The 14266-nt window shown below is 70.9% G+C and carries 13 protein-coding genes; 11 read left to right on the top strand and 2 right to left on the bottom strand.

The features are described 5' to 3' along the window. The first annotated feature begins 17 nt into the window (after positions 1-17). The 4 genes from ACIA5C_RS42605 to ACIA5C_RS42590 all read left to right on the top strand — a co-directional run bounded on the left by ACIA5C_RS42605 (position 18) and on the right by ACIA5C_RS42590 (position 3529). Positions 18-1649, top strand: coding sequence for an FAD-dependent oxidoreductase (locus ACIA5C_RS42605; RefSeq protein ID WP_396065831.1), 1632 nt, complete (start codon positions 18-20; stop codon positions 1647-1649). After that, positions 1633-1980, top strand: coding sequence for a siderophore-interacting protein (locus ACIA5C_RS42600; RefSeq protein WP_396065829.1), 348 nt, complete (start codon positions 1633-1635; stop codon positions 1978-1980). Before ACIA5C_RS42605 ends, ACIA5C_RS42600 begins: the two co-directional genes overlap by 17 nt. A 232-nt stretch (positions 1981-2212) precedes the next feature. Next, a complete protein-coding gene (locus ACIA5C_RS42595; protein ID WP_396065827.1) occupies positions 2213-3124 on the top strand; it encodes an SDR family oxidoreductase in 912 nt (303 codons plus the stop codon). A gap of 201 nt (positions 3125-3325) precedes the next feature. Then, positions 3326-3529 (top strand): hypothetical protein, encoded by a 204-nt coding sequence (locus ACIA5C_RS42590; RefSeq protein ID WP_396065825.1) that lies wholly within the window; start codon positions 3326-3328, stop codon positions 3527-3529. On the opposite strand, the gene ACIA5C_RS42585 is transcribed toward ACIA5C_RS42590, so the two are convergent. After that, complete coding sequence (locus ACIA5C_RS42585; protein WP_396065823.1) at positions 3486-4226, bottom strand: SDR family oxidoreductase; 741 nt, start codon at positions 4224-4226, stop codon at positions 3486-3488. The two genes, ACIA5C_RS42590 and ACIA5C_RS42585, sit on opposite strands and share 44 nt — an antisense overlap. A 119-nt stretch (positions 4227-4345) precedes the next feature. On the opposite strand from ACIA5C_RS42585, the gene ACIA5C_RS42580 reads away from it, so the two are divergent. From ACIA5C_RS42580 to ACIA5C_RS42560, 5 genes are all read left to right on the top strand, one after another. After that, positions 4346-5641: a peroxidase family protein gene (locus ACIA5C_RS42580; RefSeq protein ID WP_396065821.1), complete on the top strand. Its 1296-nt coding sequence runs from the start codon at positions 4346-4348 to the stop codon at positions 5639-5641. A gap of 43 nt (positions 5642-5684) precedes the next feature. Then, positions 5685-7907: a putative bifunctional diguanylate cyclase/phosphodiesterase gene (locus ACIA5C_RS42575; RefSeq protein ID WP_396065819.1), complete on the top strand. Its 2223-nt coding sequence runs from the start codon at positions 5685-5687 to the stop codon at positions 7905-7907. A 70-nt stretch (positions 7908-7977) separates the two neighbouring features. Beyond that, complete coding sequence (locus ACIA5C_RS42570) at positions 7978-8613, top strand: LuxR C-terminal-related transcriptional regulator (RefSeq protein WP_396065817.1); 636 nt, start codon at positions 7978-7980, stop codon at positions 8611-8613. 64 nt (positions 8614-8677) lie between these two features. Continuing rightward, on the top strand, positions 8678-9802 hold the full coding sequence (locus ACIA5C_RS42565; protein ID WP_396065815.1) for a DUF418 domain-containing protein: 1125 nt from the start codon (positions 8678-8680) through the stop codon (positions 9800-9802). Next, positions 9799-10776 (top strand): sensor histidine kinase, encoded by a 978-nt coding sequence (locus tag ACIA5C_RS42560; protein ID WP_396065813.1) that lies wholly within the window; start codon positions 9799-9801, stop codon positions 10774-10776. The genes ACIA5C_RS42565 and ACIA5C_RS42560 overlap by 4 nt, the downstream gene beginning before the upstream one ends. On the opposite strand, the gene ACIA5C_RS42555 is transcribed toward ACIA5C_RS42560, so the two are convergent. Then, positions 10764-11537 carry a C1 family peptidase gene (locus tag ACIA5C_RS42555; RefSeq protein ID WP_396065811.1) on the bottom strand — a complete coding sequence of 258 codons (774 nt, stop codon included), beginning with the start codon at positions 11535-11537 and terminating at the stop codon, positions 10764-10766. The two genes, ACIA5C_RS42560 and ACIA5C_RS42555, sit on opposite strands and share 13 nt — an antisense overlap. A gap of 75 nt (positions 11538-11612) precedes the next feature. On the opposite strand from ACIA5C_RS42555, the gene ACIA5C_RS42550 reads away from it, so the two are divergent. Continuing rightward, positions 11613-11909 (top strand): sigma-70 family RNA polymerase sigma factor, encoded by a 297-nt coding sequence (locus ACIA5C_RS42550; RefSeq protein WP_396065809.1) that lies wholly within the window; start codon positions 11613-11615, stop codon positions 11907-11909. After that, complete coding sequence (locus ACIA5C_RS42545; RefSeq protein ID WP_396065885.1) at positions 11909-13951, top strand: discoidin domain-containing protein; 2043 nt, start codon at positions 11909-11911, stop codon at positions 13949-13951. Before ACIA5C_RS42550 ends, ACIA5C_RS42545 begins: the two co-directional genes overlap by 1 nt. Positions 13952-14266 lie beyond the last annotated feature (315 nt).

Below are 14266 nucleotides of genomic sequence, written 5' to 3'. Positions count from 1 at the left end.
GTCTTGTCTTATGCCGTGTGAAGACCATTCTCGTTGTCGGCGGCGGCTACGCCGGTTTCTACACGGCCTGGAAACTGGAGAAGAAGCTCCGGCGCGACGAGGCCGAGGTGGTCGTGGTCGACCCGCGGCCCTACATGACCTATCAGCCCTTCCTGCCCGAGGTGCTCGCCGGCTCGGTCGAAGCGCGGCACGCCGCCGTCTCTCAGAGACGGCACCTACGCCGGTCACGGCTCATTTCCGGTACGGTCGTGAAGGTCGACCACGCGCATCGGACGGCCACCGTGCACCCGTCGGCGGGCCCGCCCTTCGACCTGAGATACGACATCATCGTGGTGACCGCGGGCGCGGTGACCCGCACGATCCCGATTCCCGGCGTGGCCGAACAGGCGATCGGCATGAAACACGTCGAGGAAGCGGTGGCGATCCGCGACCGCCTGCTGACCAACTTCGACCGGGCGTCGATGCTCCCGCCCGGGCCCGCCCGTCAACGGCTGCTCACCGTCACCTTCGTGGGCGGCGGCTTCTCCGGCGTCGAAGGCTTCGGCGAGCTGCTGTCGCTGGCCGCCGCACTGACCCGGCGATACCCCGAGATCGACCCGGCCGAACTCGACTTCCACCTGGTCGAGGCCCGCGACCGCATACTGCCCGAGGTCACCGACGGCCCCGGCCGGTGGGTGGTCCGTGCGCTCGAGAAGCGCGGCGGCCGCGTACACCTCAATGCGCAGGTGGAATCGGCGCGCGACGGACACGTCAGGCTCTCCACCGGCGAGGCCTTCGACTCCGGCCTCATAGTCTGGACCGTGGGCAACGGCGCCAACCCGATGGTCCGCAGCCACACCGACCTGCCGATCGACGCGCGCGGCATGTTGACCGTGCGGGCCGATCTGCGGGTGGGCACACCCTCGGCGCCGGTCGCCGACGCCTGGGGTGCGGGCGACGACGCCGCGGTGCCCGACCTGGCGGCCCCCTCGCCGGGCGCGGCCACGGTGCCCAACGCGCAGCACGCCGTACGCCAGGGCAAGCTGCTGGCCGGCAACATCGTCGCGTCGTTGCGCGGCCGGCCGCTCAAGCAGTACAAGCACCACAGCCTCGGCACGGTCGCCACGCTCGGCCTCGGCCGCGGCATCTTCCAGTTCCACGGCATCGTCATCAAGGGCTTCCCGGCCTGGCTGATGCACCGCGGCTACCACGTGCTGGCGGTGCCGAGCTGGGAGCGAAAGGTCCGGGTGCTGGCAGTCTGGCTGACGGCGCTACTGTTCGGCCGCGACATCGTCTCGCTGGCCTCCGTGCAGCACCCACGACGCGCCTTCGTGACGGCCGGCGAGCCCGCCCCATCGGACGCCACCGCCTCGCCCGCCCCATCGGACGCCACCGCCTCGCCCGCGCCGTCGGAGGCCACCGCCTCGCCGGCGCCGTCGGAGGCCACCGCCTCGCCGGCCCCGCCGGAGGCCACCGCCTCGCCGACACCGTCGGTTGTGCCTGGTGGGATGGTGACGCCAGGTGCCGACGTCTCGCCGGTGCCGTCGGAGGCCGCTGTGGGGCGGCGTTCGTTGGATGTCGGTGCCCCGCCGGGGCTGTCGAAGGACGGCGCCGGGGCGGAGCCGCTCGACAAGGAAGTGGTCCCGACCGAGCATGCCCGATCCGCATGACGACGTCGTGCGGAGGTTCGCGGAAGCCTGCCGCGCCGGCGACGTCGCCGCGCTCCTGCACCCGGAGGTCGTCGCCCTCTGCGACGGCGGTGCCCCGGGTCCGATCCCCGCGCACGGGCGCGGTGACGTCGGCCGCCTCTGCGAGGTCCTTCTCTGCGGCCGCCCCGGCGCCGACCTGACCGTCGAGTCGGTCAACGGCCGCGCCGGCCTGGCGCTGCGCCGCGGCGGCCGGGCCCTCGCCGTGGTCGCCGTGCAGGTGACCGGCACCCACGTGCTGGTCCTCTGGATCGTCGTCAGCCCGCCCAAGCTGGCCCGCTGGCATCACCCCTGAACTCCAGCTGCCTCGACTTCGGCGGTGCCGGGCCTGAGGTCTGGCGGCGCCGCGCTTGAAGTCTCGCGGCGTCGCGGGTGGGCCGCGCTGTGTCGTGCCGGGACCGTCTGGTGCGTTGTCGGCGCGGCCGGGAAAGTGCCGCGGAGCCCTGTATCGGCAGACCATGGTTGGCCGGCGGGGGGCCGCGGCAGCGTTGGGTAACACCGTCCGATTGGGAGATGACGTCCGAAGAGTGACCCTGCCGACCGACCTCGACCTTCGTGGACGCCGTGCGCTGGTCACCGGCGCCAGCGGCGGCCTCGGGCTGGAACTGGCCACCCGCCTCGCGGATGCCGGCGCCGAGGTGCTGCTGGCCGTGCGGGACGAGGCCAAGGGGGCGGCCGCGCTGGAACGCATCCGTGACGTGGTGCCCGGGGCCGAGGTGTCGGTTCGGCGGCTGGATCTGGCCTCGCTGAAGTCGGTGGCCGAGCTGGGGGACCGGCTCGGCGACGAGGGGTGGCCGATCCACCTGCTGGTCAACAACGGCGGCGTGATGGCGCCCGCCACCCGGCACACCACGGCGGACGGGCTGGAGCTGCAGTTCGGCACCAACTATGTCGGGCATTTCGCGCTGACCGTGCACCTGTTGCCGCTGCTGCGCGAGGGGCGGGCGCGGGTGACCACGGTGACCAGCAGCGCCGCCCGTACGGCCAGGCTGAACTGGGCCGACCTTCAGGGCGACCGGAAATATTCGGCCGTGCGAGCGTACGGGCAGTCCAAGCTGGCCGACCTGATGTTCGCGCTGGAGCTCGACCGCCGGAGCCGGGCCGCGGGGTGGGGGATCGTCAGCAACGCCGCGCACCCGGGCACCACGCTGACCGGGCTTTACGCCGCCGGGCCCAACCTGGGGCGCGACCGGCCGGCCCCGCACGAGGCGCTGATGACGCGCCTGGCCCGCTGGGGTGTGTTCGTGCACCACGTCGAGCAGGGTGCGGTGCCGATCCTCTACGCCGCGGCCGCGCCGGACGCCCGGGGCGGGCGGCTCTACGGGCCGGACGGGTTCGGGCAGTTCACCGGCGGGCCGGCCGAGCTGGCGATCTATCGCCGTGTACGGGACGAGGAAGAGGCGGCGAAACTGTGGGAATACACGACCGCGCGAGCCTAGCGGAGGATCTGCGGAGCCGCCGACCGAGCTGCGCCGCGCGGCCCCGCACCGTCGGAGCAGATGCTGGGCGCGGCGGGATCACGTGTTCCGGCTGGCCGGATTTGCCACGCTGCAGCGGTCGGCCGACACCGGCCACATCAACCTGGGCAGAGGTGCTCCAGGATGCGGCGGTGACGCGAGTGTCCACAAAGGATTAACGCGGTGGTTCGCCCACCCGGGCCGAAGCGGATCGTGCGCCCGGAGGCCGGGCGGCTGGAGCTGGACTGCCAGCGGCTGGTCGATCCGGACGCGACCCAGCTTCTCGTGGTCTATAACGCCACACCGGGCAGCGGGAGCCACGAGAAGCTGGAGTTGCTGTCGGTTATCGGCGCGACGCCAGCCAATCGCGGAACGTCGTGGAGGTGATGACCGCGCCCTCCTTGGCGATCAGCGCGTCGCCCGGCGCGGCCGCGAACATGCCGGCCGTGTCGTCGGTGACCACCGGGCGGTGATCGCCCTGCGCGGCCAGAATGATTTTGCCGAGCTCGTCGAGGCGGAAAACCTCCGGCCCGGCGATGTTGCGGGTGCCGTTCAGCGCCGGGCCGGCGCAGACGTCGGCCACCTGGGCGGCGACCTCGGCCGAGGCCATCGGCTGGATGGGGGTGGCCGGCAGGTGTACGCCGTTCTCGTCCGCGACCCACGTCATGACCGACGGCATGAACTCGAAGAACTGGGTCGCCCGGACGATCGACCACGGGACCGGGCCGGCCTTGAGGAGGTCCTCCTGCAGCACCTTGGCCTGGTAGTAGACCAGGTCGGGCACCAGTTCGGCGCCGACGATGGACAGGATCACCACGTTGCCGACGCCGTGCTTGGCGGCCGCACCGATCAGGTTGTCCATGGTCGTCCGGAAGAAGGCGGGCGAGGCGTCGTCGAAGGTCGGCGAGTTGCTGAGGTTGGCCACGACGTCGGCGCCCTCGAGGGCCTCGTCCAGGCCCTGGCCGCTGAGCAGGTCGAGCCCGGTGGACGGCGACTGCGGGACCGCCTCGTGCCCGGCCGCGTTCAGGATCTTGACGACCTGCGAGCCGATGAGCCCGGTTCCGCCGATGACAGCGATCTTCATGGTGTTCTGCCTTCCGTGAGGTTCGGTTCGAAGGCTTAGACAAGGCAGCGCCCGCATTTGTGACGTCACGTCCCGGCGCCTTGTCCGGTCTTTGTTGAGTGACGCGTCAAGGAGGAGAAATGATCAACTGCCTCAGCCTGGTCCGAGCCGTCGACCACCCGACCGGTCCGGCTCGCTACGGCCGCATGTTCGCCGGTCTGGGCCCGCTGAGCCAGGACCCGGCCCTGCTGATGCGGGCCGGCAGTCCCGGTGGCATCTGCTTCGACCCGGCCGAGGGCGCCGACGCCGCCGACGCCACCGAGGCAGCCGGATGGCCGCTGTTCGGGCAGATCGTCGCCCACGACATCACCGCCGACCGCTCGCCGATCGGGGTCGGCATCGACCCGGAGGCGCTGCGCAACGCCCGCAGCCCCAAGCTCAACCTGGAGATGCTCTACTCGGACGGCCCGGTCGGCTCGGCCTATCTGTTCGACGTCGACGACCCGGCCAAGTTCCTCTTCTCGGCCGGCGGCCACGACGTGCCCCGCAACCAGCAGGGCGTGGCACTGATCGGCGACCCGCGCAACGACGTCCACTTCTTCGTGCTCAGCCTGCACGTCGCGCTGCTGCACGCGCACAACCGCATCGTCGACTGGCTGCGGGCGCAGGGTACGCCCGAGGCGGACGTGTTCGACCGTGCCCGCATCATGCTGACCTGGCACTACCAGTGGGTCGTGGTGCACGACTTCCTGCCCCGGCTGGTCGGCGCCGACCTGGTCGACGAGGTGCTGACCAAGGGCGGCACGTGGTTCGCGCCGGAGCCGATGCAGGCGTTCATCCCGCTCGAGTTCGCTGACGCGGCCTACCGGTACGGGCACGGCCAGATCCGGCACAGCTACCGCCTCGTCGAGGGCGGCCCGGCCGTCCCGCTCTTCCCCGACCTGGTCGGCTTCGGCCCGGTCCCGGACGGCCGGTGGCTCGACCTCGCCCAGATCTTCGACGTGCCGGGGCGTCCGCCCGCGCAGCGCGCCAAGCGGCTCGACGGCAAGCTCCCGGCCAGCCTGATCGGGTTGCCGCATCAGGTGACCGGGACGGTCGACACGACGGCGTACCAGTCGCTGGCGGTGCGGGATCTGCTGCGCGGCGACACGACCGGGCTGCCCAGCGGCGAACAGGTCGCGGCGGCGATCGGGGCGCCTGCGGTCGCGGGCGGCTGGGACCGCGGTACGCCGCTCTGGTACTACATCCTGAAGGAGGCCGAGCAGTTCGAGGACGGCAACCGGCTCGGCCCGGTCGGCGGACGGATCGTCGCCGAGGTGCTGATCGGGCTGCTGCGCGCCGACCCGGCTTCCTACCTGAGCCTCCAGCCGTCCTTCACGCCTCAGCTTCCCGCGTCCGGGCCGGTGTTCGGTCTGACCGACCTGCTGTTGTCATAAGGCAATTACTCAGGAGTAGCCGGCGGGTGCCGACTCAACATAGGTGACCCTTCGCCGTGACCCCCTGCTGTGGGCGCTCGGGCTGTGGTCGGTCCTCACGGTGGCACTGCTGCTGAGCTTCCACGGCGATCCGCGCGTGCTCTGGACGACGCAGCCGCCGCTCGATCTGGCCTGCGTGTGGGGTTCCTGGCAGGTGCAGCGGGCGGCCGTCGGGCCGGTCCGGCGGTTCTGGCGGGTGCTCGCCGCGGCGATGAGTCTGTGCCTGGTCGGAGACACCGTGCAGGCGATCCAGTTGTGGACCGGCGCGTCAGGTGTGACGGCGGTCGCCGGGCCGGTGCAGTCGGCGTTCACGGCCGTCGCCCAGCTCGCGGTGACGATCGTCATGCTCGTGCACCCGGCGGCCGACCAGCGCGGCCGGGTCCGCCTGGCCCGCTGGCTCGACTCGGCCACCGTGCTCGTCGGCGGCGGCGTCGTGGCCTGGTGCTTCGCCGACGGCGGGGCGGTCACGCGGGCGGCCGCGATGGTCGCCGCGGTGACGTCGTTCGCCGCGGTCAAGATGGTGCTGTCCGGCAACGCGCCCATGCACCGGCTGGCCGCCCTGCCGATGACGGCGGCGGTCGTGGTGCTCTGCGCCGGGCTGGCCGTCCCGCCCACCGGTTGGGTGCTGTACACGCCGGTTCTCGCCTCCCCGCTGCTCGTCTGCGGCCCGCGGATCCAGCAGGCGCTCACGCGCCGGGCCAGAAACCCGTTCGGGTCACGGCGGCGGAAGCCTTACAGCTTCGCCCCGTACGCGGCGGTCAGCGCCGTCTTCGCCGCCCTCGTCATCACGCTGCCCGCCGGAGCCTCCACGCGGCTGTGGGTCGCGGTCCTCGGCGCGATCGCGGTGGTCGCCCTCGTCGTGGCCCGGCAGCTCGTCTCCTTCCAGGACAACGCGGCCCTCCTCGACGAACTGCGCCGGCAGGAGACCCGGCTGCGCGACCAGGCCCTCTACGACGGCCTGACCAAACTGGCCAACCGCGCCCACTTCCACGACTCGCTGGCCGCCTCGCTGGCGGACGGGCCGGCCGCGCTGGTGCTGGTCGACCTCGACCACTTCAAGACGGTCAACGACACGATGGGTCACGCGGCCGGGGACGCGCTGCTGGTCGAGGTCGCGGCCCGCCTGCGCACCGCCGTACCGGAAAAGAAGTTCGTCGCCCGCCTCGGCGGCGACGAATTCGCCGTGCTGCTGCCCGGCGCGACCGTTCTCGAAGCCGACGCCGTCGCCGAACGGATCCTGGCTCAGCTGGCCCGGCCGGTGGCCCTCATGCATCAGGACGCGGTGGTGGTGCAGTGCAGCATCGGGGTCGCCTTCGGCAGCGACATGGCGGAACTCCTGACCAACGCCGACATCGCGATGTACGCGGCCAAGGACCAGGGCCGGGCCACGTGGGTGCGCTACACCCCGTCACTCGGCCACCGCATCCGCCGCACCGCCGAGCTGGCCGCGCGTCTGAAGGAGGCCCTGAACGCCGAGCAGTTCAGCCTCGTCTACCAGCCGATCGTCCACCTCGAGACGGGCACGTCGACCGGCGCGGAAACGTTGCTGCGGTGGGACGCCGGGCCGGACGTCGGCACAGTGCCGCCGTCGGAGTTCATCCCGATCGCCGAGGAGAGCGGCCTGATCGTGCCGATCGGACGCTGGGTTCTGCGGTCCGCCCTGGAGCAGCTGGCTTCGTGGCGGCTCGCCCACCCGGCGGCCGGAAGCATGCGGATCGGGGTCAACGTGGCGGGACGCCAACTCCGCGAACCCGGCTTCGCCGCCGAAGTGCGCCAGGCGCTACTCGACACCGGCCTGCCCGGCCCCAGCCTCATCATCGAGGTCACCGAGACGGCCCTCCTCGACGACGCGGTGGCGATCGAAACCCTGTACGCGTTGCGCGAGCTGGGCGTCACACTCGCCCTCGACGACTTCGGTACGGCCGCCTCGTCGCTGGGCCTGATCCTGACCTGCCCGATGACCGGGCTGAAGCTCGACCGCTCGTTCGTCGAGAACGTGACCACGGCTTCGCGGCCGCGCGCGGTGGCGCGGGCGGTCAGCCAAATCGCGGCCACCCTGAATCTGTCGACGGTTGCGGAAGGCATCGAGACGGCGGAGCAGGCGGAGGTGTTGCGCTCCATGGGCTATCGGTTCGGGCAGGGATATCTGTATTCGCGGCCGGTGCCGGCGGCGGACTATGCGCAGCGCTGGCTGACCGGGGCCCCCGAGCCGGCATCGCTGCGCTAGCTGTCCTCGATCCGGCTGACCGCATCTTCCCGAGCTCGATGGATCGGACGAAGTCGGATAGCGTGGCCCGGTGCGAGTTGTTGTCGGTGAAGACCTGGCGCTGCTGCGGGACGGGCTCATCCGGATGCTCGAGGCGTACGGGTTCGAGGTCGTCGCGGCCGTCGGCAGCGGGCCTGAGCTGCTCCGGGAGCTCCTCGACCGCAAGCCCGACGTCGCCGTCGTCGACGTGCGGCTGCCGCCCACCTTCACCGACGAAGGGCTCAAGGCCGCCCTCGCCGCCCGCCGGGAAGTGGCCGGCCTGCCGGTGCTGGTGCTCTCGCAGTACGTCGAGCGGCTCTACGCCCGCGAGCTGCTGGCCGACCAGCGGGGCGGCATCGGCTACCTGTTGAAGGACCGCGTGTCCAACGTCGGCGAGTTCATCGACGCGGTCAAGCGGGTGGCCGCCGGCGGCACGGCGCTCGACCCGACCGTCGTGGCGAAGCTGCTCGACCGCCACGAGCTGGGGCAGCTCACGCCGCGGGAGCGGGAGGTGCTGGCGCAGATGGCTCAGGGCCGGTCCAACGCGGCGATCGGCACCGCGCTGTTCATCACCGAGAAGGCGGTTGCCAAGCACACCAACAGCATTTTCGCCAAGCTCGGCCTGCAGTCGTCCGACGACGACAACCGGCGGGTGCTGGCGGTTCTGAAATACCTGGAGGGGTACTAGTACCACCGCGAGACGGGTTCCAGCCTTCTCGTGACGGAACGGCGGTACGGCCAGGCTCAACGGCATGAAGCGATATGAGCGGTCCCTCGCCCCCGACCTCCTCCGCGGCTCCATGCTGTTGTTCATCGCGTTCGCCAACGCGGCCAATTTCGCCTTCGCCGGGCAGCCCGGCCTCGATGGCACACCGCACGGGCCGCAGCGGGTCGTCAACCTGCTGATGAGCCTCTTCGTCAACAGCCGGGCCTATCCGGTGTTCGCGATCATGTTCGGCTACGGGCTGGTGCAGATGGCGCGGCGGTACGACCGGAGGACCCTGCTGCGTCGCAACGTCGCGCTCATCGGGTTCGGGTTGGTGCACGCCACGCTTCTGTACTTCGGGGACTTTCTCGGCGCGTACGGGATTGTCGGGGTGATCTGCACCCTGCTGTTGCTGCGTCGCAGCGACCGGTTCCACCGCCTGATCCTGTGGCTCTGGGGTCTGCAGACCGTCGAAGCGGTCGTCCTGACCATCGTGATGGTCTTCAAAGTCCACCCGGGAAACGCGGTGCTGACCAACAGCCCCAACCCGTCGCTCGCCGCGCCGGGCTACCGCGCCTCGCTCATCGACCGCCTGCACGAGTGGCCGCTGCACACCGCGACGGTGATCCCGTTCATCGTCATCGTCTGGCTGGGCATCTGGGCGGCGCGGCGGCGGCTCCTGGAGGAGCCGGCCGCCCACCGTACGCTGCTGCGCCGCGCCGCCGTCGCGGGCTTCGCGATCTCGATCGCCGGCGGTCTGCCCTACGGTCTGGTGTCGGCCGGATGGCTGCGGGTGGACGCCGGTAGCGTCCAGCTCATGAGCCTGCTCCACGACGTCACCGGCGAGTACGGCGGTGTCGGCTACGTCGCCCTGTTCGGCCTGCTCGCAATCCGCCTGAACGCGAGGTCCCGCCTGGTCGCCCCGGTGGTGGCGCTCGGGCAGCGGTCGCTGAGCGGCTATCTGTTCCAGTCGGTGGCGTGGCTGGCCCTGTTCTCGCCGTGGGCCCTCGACCTGGGCGGCAGCACCTGGTGGGCGCTGTTCGCCGCGCTGGCGGTGTGGACCGTGTCGTGTGTGGCGGCCAACCGGATGAGCGCCGCGGGCTACCGGGGGCCGGCCGAGATCGCGCTCCGGAACATCGCGTATCGGAGCAGGAGCAAGGTGGCCGCATGACCCGGCGAACAGCCGTCGCGGTGGCGGTCGTGCTCGGTGCGGCGGCCACGCTGGCGTGGGCGACGATCACCCATGGCTACTTCTGGCCCCGCTGGGTCTACTTCGGACTTCTGACCGTGGCCGCGGCCGTTTACCTCATCGGCAAGGCGTTGCGCCCGGAGGGCCGGAAACGCTGGCTCGCCCTCGACGCGGCCGCGGGCGGCCTCCTCGTCGCGGTCGACCTGGCGTCCTGGGCGCTCAGCGGCGGTGGCTACTTCTGGCCGATGTGGATGATGCTCGCGACCTCGGCGATCTTCACCTTCCACTACCTGATGTACCGGCGTCCGCCCGGCCGTCGCGAGCAGGAACTGGTGGCCCGGGTCGGCACGCTGACCCGGTCGCGAAGTACCGCCCTGGACCGGCAGGTGGCCGAGTTGAAGCGGGTCGAGCGCGACCTGCACGACGGTGCGCAGGCCCGGATGGTGTCGCTGGCGCTCAGCCTCGGGCTCGCGGGCGACCTGTTGCGCCGCGACCCGGACACCGCCGAGCGGCTGCTGGAGGAGGCGCGCACGACCGCGGTGGCGGCCCTCGACGATCTGCGGGCAGTCATGCACAGCATCCATCCGCCGGTGCTGGCCGATCGGGGGCTCGGGGACGCCGTACGCGCCCTGGCCCTGGATCTCGCCGTCCCGGTGACCGTGACCGGGGAACCGCCGTCGCCGCTGGCGGCGGCGGCCGAGACCGCCGCCTATTTCGCCGTCGCCGAGGCCTTGAGCAACGTGGTCAAGCACAGCGGCGCGACGTCCGCGCAGGTGATCTTCGACGGTGACCGGATCACGGTCGGCGACAACGGCCGCGGGGGAGCGAAGGCGGGCGGGGGCAGCGGCCTGCGGGGCATCGCCGACCGCCTGGAGGCGGTCGACGGCACCCTGAGAATCGTGAGCCCGGCCGGTGGGCCGACCGAGGTCACCATCAAAATCCCTTACTCGACCTGAGAGATCGTCCAGAAGTCGGACGCCAGTCCACGGTCGGTCAGATAGGCGTACGGCAGCGTGAAGTAGCCGCCGTTGCCCCAGTCCGGCCCCCACGAGTTACGGACCGAGAACCGCGCGGTCGCGTCGTCGTAGCCGACGGCCAGCACCGCGTGCCCGCCCAGCACCGCCTCGCTCGCACCGGGCAGCGGTGCGTCGCCGGTCCGGGCGACCTCGGCGCTCTCGAAGCTCTCGTAGACCGTGAAGCCGAAGACGAACGGGTAGCCGTTGGCCAGGCAGCCGCGCAGCTGGTTGAGGCTCTGCGGGATGCGCTTGTAGGCCAGTGCCTGGTTGTCGAGCGCCGACTGGTAGCACGACGGGGCGGGCTTCTCGGTGAACCGCTCGATGTCGTACTTCCAGTCGTCCTCGGCGCAGACGCCCTGCTTGTTGACGCTCTTGATGCCGTCGCGGATCATCGCGCCGCTGTCGCTGTCGACGGTGTCCAGGATGACCCGCTCGTTGTAGTAGATGAATAATCGCGACGGCATGAAGTCGGCCAACCCCTGCTTCAGTAGGTCGAACTCGAAGGCCGCGCCGATCGCGTTGGCCGTGCAGCTGCCCAGCCGGCCCTGGTCGTAGACGGTGGACGGACATTGCGGGCGCAGGTCGACGCTTGGCGGGAGCGTGCCGAGCACGGGGGCCGGCGCGTTGAAGATGTGGTCACGGTGGTCGGGGAGATCAGGAACCCAGCCGTAGCGGCTCGGACGCGGAGTCGGTGTAGTCATCTGCTGACTGTGAGTCGGCTCACGCGTTCGCGGAAGCAAAGTGTCCGCAGTCGGACGTGTACACCAACCGCTCGGATGAACCGTGCAACCTTTCCCGCCGCGGCCGTGCAGTTGGGCGACCTCCCCGACCGGCCCGCGGCCGAACCGGCGAGCGGCCTCGAGGACCGGGACGAGTTGCTCACCGCGTTGCGTGCACTGCCGAAGGGCCAGCGCGCGGTGATCGTGTTGCGGTACCTCAGAGACCTGTCGGTCGAGCAGACGGCCGAGGCGCTCGGGCGCTCGGCCGGCAACGTCAAGAGCCAGTGCTCGCGCGGCCTCGCCACCCTTCGCGAACTGATGGAAGCGGTCTCCGCGGAAAGGAAGCGCTCGTGATGGAGGAGCAGGAACTGCGGGAACGGCTGGACGCGGTGGAGGTACCGGCGATCCGGCTCACCGTGGAGGATCTGGTCGGATCGGGGCGCCGCCGGGTGTGGCGCCGCCGCGCGCTGCGGGCGACCGGCGCGGCGGCGCTGGCGACCGGGATATTCCTGGCGATGCCGTCGGTCCTGTTTTGGCGCGACGGGCCACTGATCCCGGTTCCGGATTTCTTGACAGCGACACGTTCCAAGGAGAGGGTGAGAAAGCGCTTCCCCAGCGCTCGGGTTTCTTTCATCCCCCTTGAGGTGACCCCCATGTCCAAACGGCTCAGGGCCGGCCTGGCCGCGCTGATTCTCGGCGCGGCCACGGCAACCCAGTTCATCCCCTCCGCCGCTGCGAACGCGGCCGTGCCACCGGCACCCGCCGGCTTCGCGCTGACCTGGTCCGACGACTTCAACGGCGCGGCCGGCACCGGGCTCGACACCGGCGTCTGGCGCTACGACGCCGGCGCCGGCGCCAACTTCGGCACCGGTGAGATCGAGACGACCACGACCAGCACCGCCAACGTCTACCAGGACGGCCAGGGCCACCTGGTCCTGAAAGCGCTTCACACCGGCACCGACCCCAACTCGGGCTGGACGTCGGGCCGGGTCGAAACCCAGGCCGACGGGTTCGGCGCCCCCGACGGCGGCGTCGTACGCATCGAATCGGTGCTCAAACAACCCGACGTCAACACCGCCAACGGACTCGGCTACTGGCCCGCCTACTGGATGGTCGGCTCGCCGCTGCGTGTCGGCATCCCCTGGCCCGGCTCGGGCGAGATCGACGTCATGGAGAACATCAACGGCCACGACTCGCTCTTCTCGACGCTGCACTGCGGCGGGCTCGCGCCCGCGCCCAACCCGTGCAACGAATACACCGGCATCGGCTCCGGCGAGAGGGCCTGCGCCGGTTGCAAGTCCGGCTTCCACAAGTACGCGGTGGAGATCGACCGTTCGGTGCGCCCCGAGCAGATCCGGTACTACCTCGACGACACCAACATCTTCACCATCAACTCCAGCCAGGTGGACGCCACCACCTGGAACAACGCGATCCACCACAACTTCACGCCGATCTACGACCTGGCGATCGGCGGGCAGTTCCCGGCCGCGTTCGGCGGCGGTCCCACCGCGGGCACCGTCTCCGGCGGCCACCTCGACATCGACTACCTCGCCGTCTACAACAAGGCCCCGGCCGGCCAGTCGGGCTGGGGCAGCAACGTCGCCGCCGGCAGGACGGCCACCTCGTCGTCGAGCGAGAGCGCCCAGTTCTCCGCGTCCAACGTGACCGACAACGACCAGGCCACGCGCTGGTCGAGCGGCTTCAGCGACCCGCAGTGGGTGCAGGTCGACCTGGGCCGGAACTACAACCTCAACCACGTCTCGCTGAACTGGGAGGCGTCGGCGGCCAAGGCGTACCAGATCCAGACCTCGACCGACGGCACCAACTGGGCCACGGCGTACACCAACACCAACGGCACCAGCGAACACATCGACGCGCCGGTCGGCGGCACCGCCCGCTACGTGCGGGTCAACGGCACCGCCCGCCAGTCGCAGTACGGCTACTCGCTCTACGACCTGAAGGTCTGGAGCACCGACGGCGGCGGCACCACCACCCCGCCGCCCGGCAACACGCTGCTCTCGCAGGGCCGGCCGACCACCGCCACGTCGTCCGAGAACACCACCGCGTTCCCGGCCTCGGCGGCGACCGACGGCAACGCCGGCACCCGCTGGTCATCGACGTTCACCGACCCGCAGTGGCTCCAGGTCGACCTGGGCGCCACCCACACCATCACCTCGGTCAACCTCAACTGGGAGGCGGCCGCGGCCAAGGCGTTCCAGGTCCAGACCTCGGCCGACGGCACCAACTGGACCACCATCTATGCCACGACCGCCGGGACCGGCGGCAACCAGACCCTCACGGTCTCCGGTTCGGGACGGTACGTGCGGATGAACGGCACCCAGCGCACCACCCAGTACGGCTACTCGCTCTGGGAGTTCGGCGTCTACGGAAGCTGACCGAATATCGGCGGCGGCGACCTCACGATCGGGTCGCCGCCGCCGCTGTCGCCGCCCGCGCTGATCGGCTGCGGCGGCGCCTCCCCGGCCCATGCCGGCGGTGGAGATCGGGCGTTATCGAGGCGCCCTTTCCGCCGCGTGACTTTCGCGGGCTGGGGCGGGACATCTGATTTCTTGCCCGGGCGGCCCTGGTGCCGATTGCGCTTCACCCGGAACACCGGCGGGTGCGGGTCAGATCGTCAATGCGGCCGGCGGTTGACTTCCAAGCACTCGGCGTAACGAAACTTGGTCTTCCAAGCGAGTGATGACCGGGGC

Source organism: Actinoplanes sp. NPDC051343, from assembly GCF_044455125.1.
In the GTDB taxonomy this organism is placed as follows: Bacteria; Actinomycetota; Actinomycetes; order Mycobacteriales; family Micromonosporaceae; genus Actinoplanes.
This window is presented reverse-complemented; position numbering and strand designations above follow the sequence as displayed.